We start from the raw sequence: 15,224 nt of genomic DNA on the forward strand, positions 1-15,224 counted from the left end.
TCTTCCAGAATCGACCGCATCTATAGCGGTATCTGGCAGGTTTCTTTATTCAGGATGGTTTTTTAGGTCCGGCCTGCTCAAAAGGAAGGTGACCCATGCGTATAGACCGTTTAACCAGCAAATTGCAGTTGGCGTTGTCCGATGCCCAATCTTTGGCCGTCGGCCACGATCATCCAGCCATCGAGCCGGCGCATTTGATGCAAGCCATGCTTGAACAACAGGGTGGTTCGATCAAACCCCTGTTGATGCAGGTGGGCTTCGACGTCAACAGCTTGCGTAAAGAGCTGACCAAAGAGCTCGATCAATTACCGAAAATCCAGAACCCGACCGGCGACGTCAACATGTCGCAGGATCTGGCGCGTCTGCTCAATCAGGCCGACCGTCTGGCCCAGCAGAAGGGCGACCAGTTCATTTCCAGCGAGCTGGTGCTGCTCGCCGCGATGGACGAGAACAGCAAGCTCGGCAAGTTGCTGCTCGGCCAGGGCGTGAGCAAAAAAGCGCTGGAAAATGCGATCAACAACCTGCGCGGTGGTGAAGCGGTCAATGACGCCAACCACGAAGAATCGCGTCAGGCGCTGGACAAATACACCGTCGACCTGACCAAGCGCGCCGAAGAAGGCAAGCTTGACCCGGTGATTGGCCGTGACGATGAAATCCGTCGCACCATTCAGGTCCTGCAACGCCGCACCAAGAACAACCCGGTGCTGATCGGCGAGCCTGGCGTGGGTAAAACCGCGATTGCCGAAGGGCTGGCCCAGCGCATCATCAACGGCGAAGTGCCGGACGGCCTGCGTGGCAAACGCCTGCTGTCCCTCGATATGGGTGCGCTGATTGCCGGCGCCAAGTATCGCGGCGAGTTCGAAGAGCGCCTGAAAGCGCTGCTCAACGAGCTGTCGAAGCAGGAAGGGCAGATCATTCTGTTCATCGACGAACTGCACACCATGGTCGGCGCCGGCAAGGGCGAAGGCTCGATGGACGCCGGCAACATGCTCAAGCCGGCTCTGGCCCGTGGTGAGCTGCATTGCGTCGGCGCGACCACGCTCAACGAGTACCGCCAATATATAGAGAAGGATGCGGCCCTCGAGCGGCGCTTCCAGAAAGTGCTGGTGGACGAGCCGAGCGAAGAAGACACCATTGCGATCCTGCGTGGCCTCAAGGAGCGTTACGAGGTTCACCACAAGGTGGCGATCACCGACGGCGCGATCATCGCGGCAGCCAAGCTCAGCCATCGTTACATCACTGACCGACAGCTGCCGGACAAGGCGATCGACCTGATCGACGAAGCGGCCAGCCGCATCCGCATGGAGATCGACTCCAAGCCGGAAGTGCTGGATCGCCTGGAGCGGCGCCTGATTCAACTGAAGGTGGAATCCCAGGCACTGAAGAAAGAAAGTGACGACGCGGCGAAGAAACGTCTGGAGAAACTCCAGGAAGAAATCGATCGCCACGAGCGTGAGTACTCCGATCTGGAAGAAATCTGGAACTCGGAAAAAGCCGAGGTGCAGGGCTCTGCGCAGATTCAGCAGAAGATCGAACAGTCCCGTCAGGAACTGGAAGCCGCGCGCCGTAAAGGCGACCTGAACCGCATGGCCGAGTTGCAGTACGGGGTGATCCCGGATCTGGAGCGCAGCCTGCAAATGGTCGACCAGCACGGCAAGAGCGAAAACCAGTTGCTGCGCAGCAAGGTGACCGAAGAAGAGATCGCCGAGGTCGTCTCGAAGTGGACCGGCATCCCCGTGTCGAAAATGCTCGAAGGCGAGCGCGACAAGCTGATGAAGATGGAAAGCCTGTTGCATCAGCGCGTGATCGGTCAGGACGAAGCGGTGGTGGCGGTAGCCAATGCGGTGCGGCGTTCCCGGGCCGGGTTGTCCGACCCGAATCGTCCGAGCGGCTCGTTCATGTTCCTCGGCCCGACCGGTGTCGGTAAAACCGAGCTGTGCAAGGCGCTGGCCGAGTTCCTCTTCGACACTGAAGAGGCGATGGTGCGGATCGACATGTCCGAGTTCATGGAGAAACATTCCGTGGCACGGCTGATCGGTGCGCCACCGGGCTACGTCGGCTACGAAGAGGGCGGTTACCTGACCGAAGCGGTACGGCGCAAGCCTTACTCGGTGATCCTGCTGGACGAAGTCGAGAAGGCGCACCCGGATGTGTTCAACATCTTGCTGCAGGTGCTGGAGGATGGCCGTCTGACCGACAGCCATGGCCGCACGGTGGACTTCCGCAATACCGTGATCGTCATGACCTCCAACCTCGGTTCGATGCAGATCCAGGAACTGGTCGGTGATCGTGAAGCACAACGGGCAGCGGTGATGGATGCGATTTCCACCCATTTCCGTCCGGAGTTCATCAACCGCGTCGACGAAGTAGTGATCTTCGAGCCATTGGCGCGGGATCAGATCGCGGGCATTACCGAGATCCAGCTGGGCCGTCTGCGCAGCCGTCTGGCCGAGCGCGAGCTGAAGCTGGAACTGAGCCCGGAAGCGATGGACAAGCTGATTGCCGTCGGCTACGACCCGGTCTATGGTGCACGGCCGCTGAAGCGGGCGATCCAGCGCTGGATCGAGAACCCGCTGGCACAGTTGATTCTGTCGGGACGTTTCCTGCCAGGCGAGACCGCGACCGGCGTCGTGGAGAACGACGAGATCACGTTCAACTGACGCCCGACGGTGGTGTCGTCATCAAGGCCTCGCAATGCGAGGCCTTTTTTTTCGCCAGGCTGTTGAACTCAAAGGAAAAGGCTTGTAAAGTGCGCCCCGCAGTCAGTCACCAACAGGGTTTCAGCTCACTGGGCAGAAATCTGAAATAAGTTGCAAATCATTAACTTGAAAGCAATTTAGGGGGTTGACAGAGGTGTTCTAGGTTGTAGAATAGCGCGCCTCAGACACACGAACGCAGCGATGCGAAAACGATGTCGAGAAGCTGCAAGTTTCACCGTAGTAAATTGAAATGTGTAGTTCCGTGATAGCTCAGTCGGTAGAGCAAATGACTGTTAATCATTGGGTCCCAGGTTCGAGTCCTGGTCACGGAGCCAATTTCAAACCGGGGTATAGCGCAGTCCGGTAGCGCGCCTGCTTTGGGAGCAGGATGTCAGGAGTTCGAATCCCCTTACCCCGACCATTTTTGGGTCGTTAGCTCAGTTGGTAGAGCAGTTGGCTTTTAACCAATTGGTCGTAGGTTCGAATCCCACACGACCCACCATTTTTGAAACCAGGTAACACTGGGATCGAATCTTAAGATCAGAGGCCAAAAGCGCTGATCGAAGAAGGCGATCTTTGAAAGATCGCCTTTTTTTTACCGGGGTATAGCGCAGTCCGGTAGCGCGCCTGCTTTGGGAGCAGGATGTCAGGAGTTCGAATCCCCTTACCCCGACCATATTAAAAATCCTCGTATCGAAAGATACGGGGATTTTTTTTGCCCTCCGGAAATGTTTCATTCAAGTCGTCATACAACTTGCCGATAGCCCGCTAACGAAAGGGGCCTGCTGAATCAAACGCCCCTGAATTCTGCCAATACAAGAAAAAGGGCGTTCGTCATGTTGCTTCGTCAGTTGAATATTGCTCCCCGCGCCGCTCTGGGCTTTGCCCTGATCGCGTTACTGGTGGCGTTGCTCGGGGTGTTCGCGCTGGGGCAGATGTCGAGCATCCGCGACAGTGAAGTGGCGGTGGAAACGCAGTGGTTGCCGAGCATTCGTGGCGGCGACGAAATTCGCGAGATCATGCTGCGCATCCGCACCATCTCCCTACGCATGGCTCTGGATCAGGATCCGGCCAACATCGCCACGTACCGCAGCCAGATGGACACCCGGGACAAAGAGTTGAGCGAAAAAATCGCCGCCTATGATCGACTGGTGACCACCCCGGAAGGTCAGCAGTTGTATGAACAGTTCAAGAAAACCTTTGCCGCCTACCGCACCGGGATCGCCCAGTCGTTCACCCTCGCCGAGCAGGGCAAGCGCGACGAGCTGACCAAACTGCTGCTGGTGGACATGAAAACCGTGGTCGACGGCTCCGGCAAACAACTCAACGACCTGGCGGATCTGTTCGCCCGCCAGGTCGCCGCCGAAAGCCAGAACTCTGCGGCCCACTACGAAACCTCGCGCACCATCGTGACCTTGTTCATCGCTCTGGCGGCGCTGGCGACGGTGGCCCTGGCCATGTTGCTCACCCGTAGCATCGTCCGCCCCCTGAGCGTCGCTGTCGATGCGGCCGAGCACGTCGCCAGAGGCGATCTGACCCGCCCGATCGAAACTCACGGCAACGATGAGGTCAGCCGGTTGCTCAAGGCGTTGGCAACCATGCAGCAGAACCTGCGCGAAACCCTGCAGGGCATCAGCGGCTCGGCCACGCAACTGGCGACCGCTTCCGACGAACTGAGCGCGGTCACCCACGACAGCACGCAAGGACTGCAACAGCAGAACAACGAAATCGAACAGGCCGCCACCGCCGTCAACGAGATGACTACGGCGGTTGAGGAAGTCGCCCGCAATGCGGTGTCGACGTCCGACGCCACCCGCCAGTCCAGCGAATCGGCGCAGTTGGGTCAGGAACGGGTCAGCGAAACTGCTGGGGCCATCAACGCCTTGGCCAGCGAAGTCGAGCACACCGGCGAACTGGTGCAATCGCTGGCCAACCAGTCGCAGGACATCGGCAAAGTGCTGGACGTGATTCGAGCGATCGCCGAGCAGACCAATCTGCTGGCGCTCAACGCTGCCATCGAAGCAGCGCGAGCCGGGGAGAGCGGACGCGGGTTTGCGGTGGTTGCCGATGAGGTTCGCGCGCTGGCTTATCGCACTCAGCAATCGACCCAGGAAATCGAGCAAATGGTGCAGGGCATGCGCAACGGTTCGAGCCTGGCGCTGGAGTCGATGCAGGCCAGTGCCTCGCGGGCGGCCACCACGTTGGTGCTGGCCGAGCGGGCCGGTGAAGCGTTGCAGGCGATCACGGCGTCGGTACACGAAATCCACGAGCGCAATCTGGTGATCGCCAGCGCCGCCGAAGAGCAGGCGCAAGTGGCGCGGGAAGTGGATCGCAACCTGGTGAACATTCGCGATCTGTCGGTGCGCTCGGCGGCGGGTGCCGATCAAACCAATGCGTCGAGCCATGAACTGTCGCAACTGGCCAATGCCCTGCAGGGCATGGTGCGACGCTTCCAGCTGTAATCATGCAGGCGTGAAAAAGCCGCGCTTCTCGTCAGAGAAAGCGCGGCTTTGTTTTGTCGAGCGTCTGAAAAATCAGGCACCGTCCTGGTCTTTCAGGTGTTCGAACAGACCTTTCGGCATTTTCTTGCCGTTGGCTTCGAAATTGGCTTTGACGTTGTTGTACGCCTCTTGCTCGTCGATGAAGCCGTCGTGGTTGGTGTCGATCTTGTCGAAGTCGGACTTCGGTGCAACTTTCAGAAACTCGGCGCGGGAGACCTTGCCGTCGCCATCGGTGTCGGTCTTGGCCATCGACGCATCGCCGCATTTGCCTTCACCGCATTTGCCTTCCGGGGTTTTCACCGAGGTCTCGGCCGAAGCGACCATGTAGCCCTGGGCCAGCGGTTGCGCGGCAAACACCGAGCCGGACAGCATCATGCCGCCGGCCAGTACGGCACCGACCAGGCCAAGGGAGTTTTTGCCGATTTTCGAAGTACGGGACATTGCATTCTCCTTCGGTTGCACTGCGCAACCACACGTTAAGGGCGATCAAGCCGGAGCAGGTGTGCTCGGGTGTGGCCATTAAGCGGTGGCGGTGTATCGCGTCTGTGTCGAGGAGCGGGGCGTTTGTAAGCGAAGGTGGGGAAAGCGAGGGCAGATACAGTAGAAAACAAAACACCGTGAGGGCGAGCCCGCCCCCACGGTGTTTTTACATCAGTGCAGCTTCAAGCGTGGCTCGGTGCCGCGTCCGATCTTGCTGCCGAGCATCAGCATCGCTGTGCGGAACGGCCCATAAAGCGCCATCTGGTGCATGCGGTACAGCGACACGTAGAACATCCGTGCCAGCCAGCCCTCGAGCATCACGCTGCCGGTCAGGTTGCCCATCAGGTTACCCACCGCCGAAAAGCGCGACAGCGAAATCAGCGAGCCGTAGTCGGTGTACTTGTACTCCGGCAGGGTTTTGCCTTCGATGCGCAGTTTCAGCGATTTGGCCAGCAGCGACGCCTGTTGGTGCGCAGCCTGGGCCCGTGGTGGAACGTTGCGATCCGAGCCCGGTTGCGGGCAGGCGGCGCAGTCACCGAAGGCGAAAATGTTTTCGTCGCGGGTGGTCTGCAGCGTCGGCAGCACTTGTAGCTGATTGATGCGGTTGGTTTCCAGACCGTCGATATCCTTGAGGAAACCCGGTGCGCGGATCCCGGCGGCCCAGACTTTCAGACTGGCCTTGATCTCGTTGCCATCGGCGGTGATCAGGCTGTCAGCGGTGACCTGGCTGACCGAGGCGTTGGTCATCACGTTGACCCCGAGTTTCTCCAGGGTCTTGTGCACCGGCCCGCTGATGCGCTCAGGCAGCGCTGGCAGCACCCGTGGCCCGGCTTCGATCAGGGTGATGTGCATGTTTTCCGGTTTGATCCGGTCCAGACCGTAAGCCGCCAGTTCATGGGCGGCGTTGTGCAGCTCGGCCGCCAGTTCCACACCCGTGGCGCCCGCGCCGACGATAGCCACGCTGATCTGCTCGACCACATCGGTCTGCCCGGCGTGGGCGCGCAGATAGTGATTGAGCAGTTGCTGGTGGAAACGCTCGGCCTGTTTGCGGGTGTCGAGGAACAGGCAGTGCTGCGCGGCGCCCTGGGTGCCGAAATCGTTGGTGGTGCTGCCTACCGCGATCACCAGCGAGTCATAGGGCACTTCCCGCGCCGGGACCAGTTCAACGCCGTTTTCGTCGTAGGTGGCGGCCAGCTGGATCTTCTTCTGCTCACGATCGAGCCCGCTCATGCGCCCCAGCTGGAACTCGAAGTGGTTCCATTTGGCCTGAGCGACATAGTTGAGTTCGTCTTCGGAAGAGTTCAGCGATCCGGCGGCCACTTCGTGCAGCAGCGGTTTCCAGATGTGCGTGAGATTCGCGTCGACCAGCATGATGCTGGCGGTGCCGCGTTTGCCCAGAGTCTTACCCAGACGGGTAGCCAACTCCAGACCGCCGGCGCCGCCGCCGACAATGACAATACGATGGGACATAGGGATAGCTCGCAAGGTTTTTAAAGGAAATCGGTGTGGTTACCCGAGCGAGCGCGATGCAGCTCATAGCGTCAGGTAACTGATAAATCGGCTCAACAGGCCCAGACCAATGGTCACTGCCAGCACCAGCACCAGGAGCATCCACGGCCGGAATGGCCGGCGCTCGACACGGTGTTGGGACAACTGCAGGTACTCTTCGACATGCTTCTGGTCTTCGGGTTTCAGGCGGCTGGTCATAAAGGCCTCGTCAGGTAGACGTTACTGAATGAGAACACGCTACAGCGGTTTTCAACCGGGATTGAACGCAGCATAGCCACTGTCGGGGACCGGTTCGACAGACACGCCATCGTCGAGGCGAATGATCCCGCTTTGTAACACTCGCGCAGTGATTCCGCCATGCCCGCGCACAGCCTGGAACGTGCCCGGGCCAAGGTTGTTTTGCAGGCGCGCACACGGCTGGCACCAGCCCGTGGTTTCGAAAATCGCCTGACCAATGCGAAAGCGCCGCCCCTTGAGGCTGAACAGATTGATCCCGCTTATGACGAGATTGCGCCGCAGATCTTCAGGCCTGACCGGTTGCTCGTGGGGACGGCCCATCAATGCACTGATCACGGCCAGGTGTTCGAACTGAATCAGCGTGACCTGTCGGGCGTTACGTACTCCGGGGCGGGCATGATCCCCGGTCAGTCCCGCTTCAAGGCGTGCCTCTACGGCGTCGAGCTCGATCATCGGTCCACGAGATTCAGGACGCACGCCAATCCAGCGTACGCGGCCGCTCTGCGGGACCTCGGCGATCAATTGTTGAAGCGGCGTCACAGGCTGATCCCTACATCGAACACGATGCTGCGCCCCAGATTGCCGCGCAGAAAATCCGGGGCATCGGGATGGGCGAACAGCACCCGGGCGAACGTAGGTCCGACCAGCGACAGCGAACGCCAGCCCTGACGCAGGTATTCGGTGGGCGGCGGAAAGTGGCTGTTGAGGTCGAGCACTTCGCGTTTGAGGCTGGCGAAGGCAATGATGTCCAGCTCACCCAGGTCCATGCCGCGTTCTTTGTAGTTGTGCGCTTTCTTGCGCAAGGTCGGCGCCAGTCTCAGCAGAAATTCATTGGCCGGAATTCGCCGCGGCTTGGCTTCACGCCGCACCAGTTGGCTGAGGGAAAACGCACTGCGCCGACGCTGCAGCTCATCGCGCCATTCGTCGTTGAGCCGACGGCCCTCGTCGAGGACGAAAAACACCTCGAAATTGGCGTCGCGAAACAGCACATCGGGTGGTTCCCCGGCGGGAGCGAATTCGTCGGCGCGATAAGGAATATTCAGGCCTTGCAGCAGACGCTGGCAGACCCAACGCTCACGCTCCCATTTGCGGGCATTGGACAGAAAGGCGTTGGCTTGCTCGGCCGCGATGGTCAGCAGGCGTAAATAATCTGAGTCATCCATAGGCCCAAGCTTAGCGTTCAATTGCGACAAGCAGAAAGCTTTGCATCGGCAGATGTGCCGCCGTGCAGGTGTAGACTTCGCCGCAGGAGCGCCAATCAAAGGAGTCTGCGGTGCGAATGAAGGTGATGGGATCATGATCGGTGCAGAACTGCTGTCATCGGCAAGTCTGACCCTCGGCTGGCTGATTTACCTGCCGGCGCTGCTCTGGGCGATTGTCCGCGCACCGTGGGTCGAGCTGTTCAGCGACAACCGCCGTCAGCATTTGCTGTTCGGTACGGTGTTCGCGTTGTTTCTGCTGTGGCTGGTGCGCAGGGATTTCGACACCGGGGTGTCTTACCACTTCATCGGCATGACAGCGGTGACGCTGCTGCTGGACTGGCCACTGGCGATCGTCGGTGCACTGGTGGCCCAACTGGGGCTGGTGCTGCTGGGGCGACAGGATCTGGTGGCCGTCGGGGTCAATGGCACCTTGCTGATCCTGTTGCCAGTGCTGATCACCGAATGCGTGGCGATCCTGGTCGAGCGCGCCCAGCCGCGCAATCCGTTCGTGTACATCTTCTGTTCCGGTTTTTTCGCCGCGGCGCTGTCGGCGTTGTTCTGCCTGACGCTGAGCCTGACCTTGCTCTGGTACGACGGCCTCTTCGCCATGCCGGAATGGCTGGAAGATTTCATCGGTTACCTGTGGCTGCTGATTTTTCCCGAAGCCTTCATCAACGGCATGGTGGTCAGCGCGTTGGTGGTGTTCTGCCCGGAATGGCTGGAGACCTTCAACCGCACCCGTTACCTTTCGGCGCCGTGGAAAGACGACGATCCCAAGTCTTGATCCACATCAAATCCACTCTGCGCGCGGCATTTCATGCTCGGCCAAATTCCTTCAGGAGCAGCGGCATGAGCGTGTACGAGTGGGCGAGGCAGGAAACCCGGCAGAGTCTGGAGATGGCGCAGGAAGTGGGGTTCGATCCGGGCCTGAGCCTGCGCGCCTTGCTCAGTGCGGTGGTGCAGCAGAGCAAGGCGGTGCGCAACGCCGAAGACCTGGCCGACGAGTTGCGCTTTCTGGCGGAAAACCTCGACGACGATCAGGACTACGGCTTCATGCGGCCCTGAACGGGATCAGTGACGCGGGTCGAAATCGCCGGAAAACAGTTCGTCCTCGGCATCCGGGGCCACCGGAATCTTGTGCTCTTCCGACGCCCAGGCGCCGAGGTCGATGAGTTTGCAGCGGTCCGAGCAGAACGGACGGTATTTGTTCTCCGTGGTGAATTCCACGGGCGCGCCGCAAGTCGGGCAGTTGACGGTTGGGGTCTGGCTCATGATTGGCCTCCGGATAAAGTCAGGTAAAAGTGATGCAGGCGCTCGACCTCGCTGTGCAGCCAGGCGAGGTCGCGGTCGTTGACCACCACGTCGTCGGCACGGCTGACGCGGTCTTCGCGGCTGGACTGGGCCTTGAGGATCGCCTGGACCTGCTGTTCGCTGGTCTGGTCACGCTGCAAGGTGCGTTCGATCTGCAGTTGTTGCGGGGCGTCGATCACCAGGATTCGCTGGGTCATCGCGTATTGCCCGGATTCGATCAGCAGCGGCGAAACCAGAATCGCATAAGGCGATTTTGCCAGCGCCAGGTGATGGGCGATTTCTTCGGCGATCAGCGGATGCAGCAGCGCTTCGAGCCAGCGTCGTTGCTCCGGCACCTCAAAAATCAGTTTGCGCAGGGCTGCACGATCCAGCGTGCCGTCGGCCTGCAGGACTTCGGGGCCGAAGTGTTCGGCGATCTTCGCCAGCGCCGGGCGGCCCGGTTCGACCACCCAGCGCGCCGCGTGATCGGCGTCCACCACGTGGATACCAAGATCAATGAAGTGCTGGGCGGCGGCGCTTTTGCCGCTGCCAATGCCGCCGGTCAGGCCGAGAATCCAGGGTTTTTCCGCAGGGGTATTCATTTCAAACCGACAAACTGCCAATAGAAGCCGGTTATTTGACCACCCCAGAGCAAGGCAATCCAGCCGGCAATTGCCAGATACGGGCCGAAGGGGATCGGCGTCGAGGTTTTCTGGTCGCGCAGCTTGAGCAAAATCACCCCGAGTACGGCGCCCACCAGCGAGGACAAGAGGATGGTCAGCGGCAGAATCTGCCAGCCGCCCCAGGCCCCGAGCAGCGCCAGCAGCTTGAAATCGCCGTGACCGATGCCGTCCTTGCCGGTGAGCAGTTTGAACAGCCAGAACACCGACCACAGGGCCATATAGCCCAGCACCGCGCCCCACAGGGCGTCGTGCAGCGGCACGAACAGCTCGAAGCTGTTGACGATCAGCCCCAGCCACAGCAGCGGCAGCACCAGCACGTCGGGCAGCAATTGATGTTCGGTGTCGATCAGGCTCATGGCCAACAGGCCCCAGGTCAGCACGATCAACAGGCACGCCGGCCAGCCGAAACCCAGGTGCCAGGCGATGAACGCCGAGAGCAGGCCGCAGGCCAGTTCGGTCAGCGGGTAACGCTTGCTGATCGGTGCGCTGCAACTTGAACAGCGCCCGCGCAGGCACACGTAACTCAACAGGGGAATGTTTTCCCACGCACGGATCCGGTGGCCACAGTGCGGGCATTGCGAGTGCGGCAGCATCAGGTTATAGGTGGGCAATGGCGATTCACCGGGCAGGCCCAGTACATCGTGAGCCTGCTGGCGCCATTCGCGCTCGAGCATTTTCGGCAGGCGCCAGATCAACACGTTGAGGAAACTGCCCACCACCAGCCCCAGCAGCAGGGCGGCGACGACAAAGGCCAGCGGATACAGGCTGAGGAGTTCGTCGATAGGCATGTCAGATCGCTGAGCCGAGTTGGAAGATCGGCAGGTACATCGCCACCACCAGACCGCCGACGATCACCCCCAGCACCACCATGATGAACGGCTCCATCAGGCTGGTGAGGTTGTCGACCATGTTGTCCACTTCGTCCTCATAGAAACCTGCGACCTTGTCGAGCATCTCGTCCAGTGCGCCGGACTCTTCGCCGATGGCGGTCATCTGCACCGCCATATTCGGAAAGATGCCGGTGGAACGCATCGAGAAATTCAGCTGCATGCCGGTAGAGACGTCTTGGCGGATGCGCAGCACGGCACGCTTGAACACCACGTTGCCGGTGGCACCGGCCACCGAGTCCAGCGCTTCCACCAGCGGCACACCGGCGGCGAAGGTAGTCGACAGGGTCCGGGCAAACCGCGCCACGGCGGACTTGTACATCAATGTGCCCACCAGCGGCAGCTTGAGAAACCAGGCGTCGCGTCGATCGCGCAGGGCCTGGGATTTTTTCAGGGCATGGCGGGTGCCGAAAAACGCGGCCACCAGCGCACCGAGAATCGCCCACCACCATTGCTGCATGAATTCGGACAGGCTGATCACCATCAGCGTGAAGGCCGGCAGTTCGGCACCGAAGCCGGAGAACACCGACTGAAACTGCGGCACCACCTTGACCAGCAGAATCCCGGTGACCACCGCCGCCACCAGCACTACGGCCGACGGGTAGGTCATGGCCTTCTTGATCTTGGCCTTGAGGCTTTCGCTCTTTTCCTTGTAGGTCGCGACCCGCTCCAGCAGGGTGTCGAGGGCGCCGGACTGCTCGCCGGCATCCACCAGGTTGCAGTACAACTCGTCGAAATATTGCGGCTTCTTGCGCAGCGCGGCGGCGAAGCTGTTACCGGCGGCGACCTCCTGTTTCACCTCGTCCACCAGCTTGCGCATGGCCGGGTTTTCGAAGCCTTCGCCAATGATGTCGAACGACTGCAACAGCGGTACGCCGGCCTTCATCATGGTCGCCATCTGCCGGGTGAACAGGGCAATGTCCTGGGCCTTGATGCGCTTGCCGAAGCTCAGCAGCGAGGCGGATTTCTTGCGCACCTTGCCCGGGTTGATCCCTTGCTTGCGCAATTGGGCCTTGACCAGTGCGGGGTTTTGGCCGCTCAACTCGCCGGTCACCTTGCTGCCTTTACGGTCCGTGCCTTCCCAGGCGTAGACGCTGACTTTTGCTGCCTTGACCGCCATGTTCAGTCCTTGGTGACCCGGTTGATTTCTTCAAGGCTGGTAATGCCTTGCATGGCCTTGATCAGGCCCGAGGTACGCAGGTCATTGAAGCCGTCCCGGCGCATCTGGATATCGATTTCCAGTGAGTTGCCCTCGGCCATGATCAGCCGTTGCAGATCGGGGGTGTTCTTTACCACTTCATAAATCCCCACGCGACCCTTGTACCCGCCGTTGCAGTGATCGCAACCGGCGGGCTCATAGATCGTGAAATGGCCGATGCGTTCCTCGGGGAAGCCTTCCTTGATCAGGGTCTCGCGTGGGATCTCGATGGGTTTCTTGCAGTGGCTGCAGAGTTTTCGCGCCAGACGCTGGGCAATGATCAGGCTCACCGAGGTCGCGATGTTGAAGCCGGGGATGCCCATGTTGTGCAGGCGGGTGAGGGTCTCTGCTGCGCTGTTGGTGTGCAGGGTGGACAGCACGAGGTGACCGGTCTGGGCGGCCTTGATCGCGATTTCGGCGGTTTCGAGGTCGCGGATTTCGCCGACCATGATCACGTCCGGGTCCTGACGCAGGAACGAGCGCAGGGCCTGGGCAAAGTCCAGTCCCTGACGGGGATTGACGTTGACCTGGTTGATGCCTTCCATGTTGATTTCCACCGGGTCTTCGGCCGTGGAGATATTGATGTCGACGGTATTGAGGATGTTCAGCCCGGTGTACAGCGACACGGTCTTGCCCGAGCCGGTGGGGCCGGTCACCAGAATCATGCCTTGCGGCTGTTTGAGGGCGGCCATGTACAGGTCTTTCTGCTCCGGCTCGTAGCCGAGGGCATCGATGCCGATCTGGGCGCTGGACGGGTCGAGGATCCGAATCACCACTTTCTCCCCCCAGAGGGTGGGCAGGGTGTTGACCCGGAAATCGATCGACTTGCTTTTCGACAGACGCATCTTGATCCGCCCGTCCTGGGGTTTGCGTCGCTCCGAAATGTCGAGGCTGGCCATTACCTTCAAGCGTGCAGCGATGCGCCCGGCCAGTTGAATCGGCGGCTTGGCCACTTCCCGCAGAATGCCGTCGGTGCGCACCCGCACCCGGTAGTTCTTTTCGTAAGGCTCGAAGTGCAGGTCGGACGAGCCGCTCTTGATCGCGTCCAGGAGCATCTTGTGAACGAAGCGCACCACCGGGGCATCGTCGGCGTCGATTCCGCCGAGGGTGTCCTGCTTGCTGTCGTCGACCGATTCGATATCCAGACCGTCGAGGTCGACATCGGCCATCTCCTCCAGGCCGGTGGCGTGGGTGTCGAAGAATTTTTCGATGGCGTCGGTGAGCTTGTCGTCTTCGACCAGAATGGCTTCGGTGCTCAGCCCGGTGCTGAACTGAATGTCGTTGATCGCCTGATGATTACTCGGGTCGGAAACCCCCACGAACAGTTTGTTGCCGCGTCGCCAGAGGGGCAGGGCGTGGTGCTGGCGCACCAGTTTTTCGCTGACCAGGCCTTTGGGCTGGGTTTCCTTGTCGAGGCAGTTGAGGTCGAGAAATGCCATGCCGAAATGCTCCGAGGCAATTTCCGCGACCTGCCAGCTCTTCACCAGTTTGTTCTGCACCAGGTAACTGACCAGCGACAGGCGATTGCGCTGCGCCTGTTGCCAGGCTTGCTGGGCACTCTTTTCCGTGAGCAATTCGGCCTGGACCAGTTGCTTGGCCAGACCGCTCAGAGCGATGTCATTCATGGGGTTTCCACGTGCTTGCCGTTCATGACTTATAGCCTAGTCAAGTGACAGCGCCACACACGTGGAGTGCGGGTGACAAAAAGTGTCAGATAGTGCGGTTACGGGTTGTAGGAATCGGCAGGACGTCCGGGTCACGCCCAGCAGGCCGGGGCTGCGAGCGCTTGGCACGGGCTGTGCTGAGTCCTGAACAGATCATGAGATTTCGACTCATGCATGGAGCGTGTCTATGAATAAACAACAGGGTTTCACTCTGATCGAGCTGCTGATCGTTGTGGCGATCATCGGGATTCTGGCGACGATTGCCTTGCCGCAGTACTCCAAATATCAGGCGCGGGCCAAGGTCACGGCGGGGATTGCCGAAGCGTCGGCGCTTAAGGTCAACTTCGAAGACGTCATCAATGCCGGCTCTACTGATCCGAGCATTACTAACGTCAATGCAGGTACGACTGCGACACAAAATTGCACGCTGGCGGCGAGCGGTAAAGTTGCCGACGGCACAGGGACCATCACCTGCACCTTGCTCAACGCTCCGGCGCCTGTGTTGGGGCAAACCGTCACCCTGACCCGTACGGCGGCAGCAGGTTGGTCGTGCAAGTTCTCTGGTTCGAAAGACTATTCGACCACCAGTTGCCCGGGCGTTTGATCCACACTGCTTAAAGCTGGCTGCTCTATAAAGAATGCCCCGCACTGCGGGGCTTTTTTTGGCTGACGGTTTAATAAAAGCTTTAATTATTTCAGCGAGTTAGGAACTTTCAGAAAAGCCGTAACTTGCACGTCTTTTTGCACAGGGTCATGCAAATTGCATGATTTCGGAGATTTTATTAATTTGTAAGTTATTGATTTGTAAAGATTTAGTTGATTTTTAAAAGTTGGCACAGCGTTCGCAATGTCTCCAGTAACCCTGCTGACAAGA

The 15,224-nt window shown here is 59.9% G+C and carries 15 protein-coding genes and 4 tRNA genes; 9 read left to right on the plus strand and 10 right to left on the minus strand.

Going from position 1 to position 15,224, the window contains the following annotated elements; genetic code table 11:
- Positions 1-95 precede the first annotated feature (95 nt).
- The 6 genes from clpB to CAF76_RS24035 all read left to right on the plus strand — a co-directional run bounded on the left by clpB (position 96) and on the right by CAF76_RS24035 (position 5,161).
- The gene (gene clpB, locus CAF76_RS24010) at positions 96-2,660 is read left to right on the plus strand and encodes an ATP-dependent chaperone ClpB (RefSeq protein ID WP_064382092.1); all 2,565 of its coding nucleotides are present in this window, start codon (positions 96-98) and stop codon (positions 2,658-2,660) included.
- Positions 2,661-2,958: 298 nt separating this feature from the next.
- Positions 2,959-3,034, plus strand: a tRNA-Asn gene (locus tag CAF76_RS24015).
- Between the two features lie 9 nt (positions 3,035-3,043).
- Positions 3,044-3,120: transfer RNA gene (locus CAF76_RS24020), tRNA-Pro, on the plus strand.
- 5 nt (positions 3,121-3,125) lie between these two features.
- Positions 3,126-3,201, plus strand: a tRNA-Lys gene (locus CAF76_RS24025).
- 97 nt (positions 3,202-3,298) lie between these two features.
- Positions 3,299-3,375: transfer RNA gene (locus tag CAF76_RS24030), tRNA-Pro, on the plus strand.
- Between the two features lie 160 nt (positions 3,376-3,535).
- On the plus strand, positions 3,536-5,161 hold the full coding sequence (locus CAF76_RS24035) for a methyl-accepting chemotaxis protein (RefSeq protein WP_085648743.1): 1,626 nt from the start codon (positions 3,536-3,538) through the stop codon (positions 5,159-5,161).
- 72 nt (positions 5,162-5,233) lie between these two features.
- Here the strand turns inward: CAF76_RS24035 and CAF76_RS24040 are convergent, their stop codons facing one another.
- From CAF76_RS24040 to CAF76_RS24060, 5 genes are all read right to left on the minus strand, one after another.
- Positions 5,234-5,641, minus strand: a complete 408-nt coding sequence (locus CAF76_RS24040; protein WP_064599501.1) for a hypothetical protein — start codon at positions 5,639-5,641, stop codon at positions 5,234-5,236.
- Positions 5,642-5,851: 210 nt separating this feature from the next.
- Positions 5,852-7,150, minus strand: a complete 1,299-nt coding sequence (locus CAF76_RS24045; protein ID WP_085648744.1) for an NAD(P)/FAD-dependent oxidoreductase — start codon at positions 7,148-7,150, stop codon at positions 5,852-5,854.
- A 63-nt stretch (positions 7,151-7,213) separates the two neighbouring features.
- Positions 7,214-7,387: a DUF3094 family protein gene (locus CAF76_RS24050; RefSeq protein WP_042561123.1), complete on the minus strand. Its 174-nt coding sequence runs from the start codon at positions 7,385-7,387 to the stop codon at positions 7,214-7,216.
- A 51-nt stretch (positions 7,388-7,438) separates the two neighbouring features.
- Positions 7,439-7,966: an MOSC domain-containing protein gene (locus tag CAF76_RS24055; RefSeq protein ID WP_085612627.1), complete on the minus strand. Its 528-nt coding sequence runs from the start codon at positions 7,964-7,966 to the stop codon at positions 7,439-7,441.
- Positions 7,963-8,589, minus strand: coding sequence for a DUF1780 domain-containing protein (locus CAF76_RS24060; protein WP_007959580.1), 627 nt, complete (start codon positions 8,587-8,589; stop codon positions 7,963-7,965). The genes CAF76_RS24055 and CAF76_RS24060 overlap by 4 nt, the downstream gene beginning before the upstream one ends.
- Positions 8,590-8,722: 133 nt before the next feature.
- Here CAF76_RS24060 and CAF76_RS24065 point away from each other — a divergent pair, with 133 nt between their 5' ends.
- Positions 8,723-9,412, plus strand: coding sequence for an energy-coupling factor ABC transporter permease (locus CAF76_RS24065; protein ID WP_085648745.1), 690 nt, complete (start codon positions 8,723-8,725; stop codon positions 9,410-9,412).
- 65 nt (positions 9,413-9,477) lie between these two features.
- Entirely contained in the window at positions 9,478-9,693 is a 216-nt protein-coding gene (locus CAF76_RS24070) for a hypothetical protein (protein ID WP_007959584.1), read from the plus strand.
- A 6-nt stretch (positions 9,694-9,699) separates the two neighbouring features.
- Here CAF76_RS24070 and yacG read toward each other — a convergent pair whose 3' ends face one another.
- The 5 genes from yacG to pilB are packed head-to-tail and all read right to left on the minus strand — an operon-like array spanning position 9,700 to position 14,311.
- Positions 9,700-9,900 (minus strand): DNA gyrase inhibitor YacG, encoded by a 201-nt coding sequence (gene yacG / locus CAF76_RS24075; RefSeq protein ID WP_085648746.1) that lies wholly within the window; start codon positions 9,898-9,900, stop codon positions 9,700-9,702.
- Positions 9,897-10,520 (minus strand): dephospho-CoA kinase, encoded by a 624-nt coding sequence (gene coaE / locus CAF76_RS24080; protein WP_085648747.1) that lies wholly within the window; start codon positions 10,518-10,520, stop codon positions 9,897-9,899. Before coaE ends, yacG begins: the two co-directional genes overlap by 4 nt.
- Positions 10,517-11,389, minus strand: coding sequence for an A24 family peptidase (locus CAF76_RS24085; RefSeq protein ID WP_064599491.1), 873 nt, complete (start codon positions 11,387-11,389; stop codon positions 10,517-10,519). The genes coaE and CAF76_RS24085 overlap by 4 nt, the downstream gene beginning before the upstream one ends.
- A gap of 1 nt (position 11,390) precedes the next feature.
- Complete coding sequence (locus CAF76_RS24090; protein WP_064599489.1) at positions 11,391-12,608, minus strand: type II secretion system F family protein; 1,218 nt, start codon at positions 12,606-12,608, stop codon at positions 11,391-11,393.
- Between the two features lie 2 nt (positions 12,609-12,610).
- Positions 12,611-14,311, minus strand: a complete 1,701-nt coding sequence (pilB, locus tag CAF76_RS24095) for a type IV-A pilus assembly ATPase PilB (RefSeq protein ID WP_085648748.1) — start codon at positions 14,309-14,311, stop codon at positions 12,611-12,613.
- Positions 14,312-14,537: 226 nt separating this feature from the next.
- Between pilB and CAF76_RS24100 the strand changes: the two genes are divergently transcribed.
- The gene (locus CAF76_RS24100; protein WP_085648749.1) at positions 14,538-14,954 is read left to right on the plus strand and encodes a pilin; all 417 of its coding nucleotides are present in this window, start codon (positions 14,538-14,540) and stop codon (positions 14,952-14,954) included.
- Positions 14,955-15,224: the final 270 nt, after the last annotated feature.

It is taken from the genome of Pseudomonas sp. B40(2017), from assembly GCF_002112855.1.
Taxonomy (GTDB): Bacteria; Pseudomonadota; Gammaproteobacteria; order Pseudomonadales; family Pseudomonadaceae; genus Aquipseudomonas; species Aquipseudomonas pharyngis.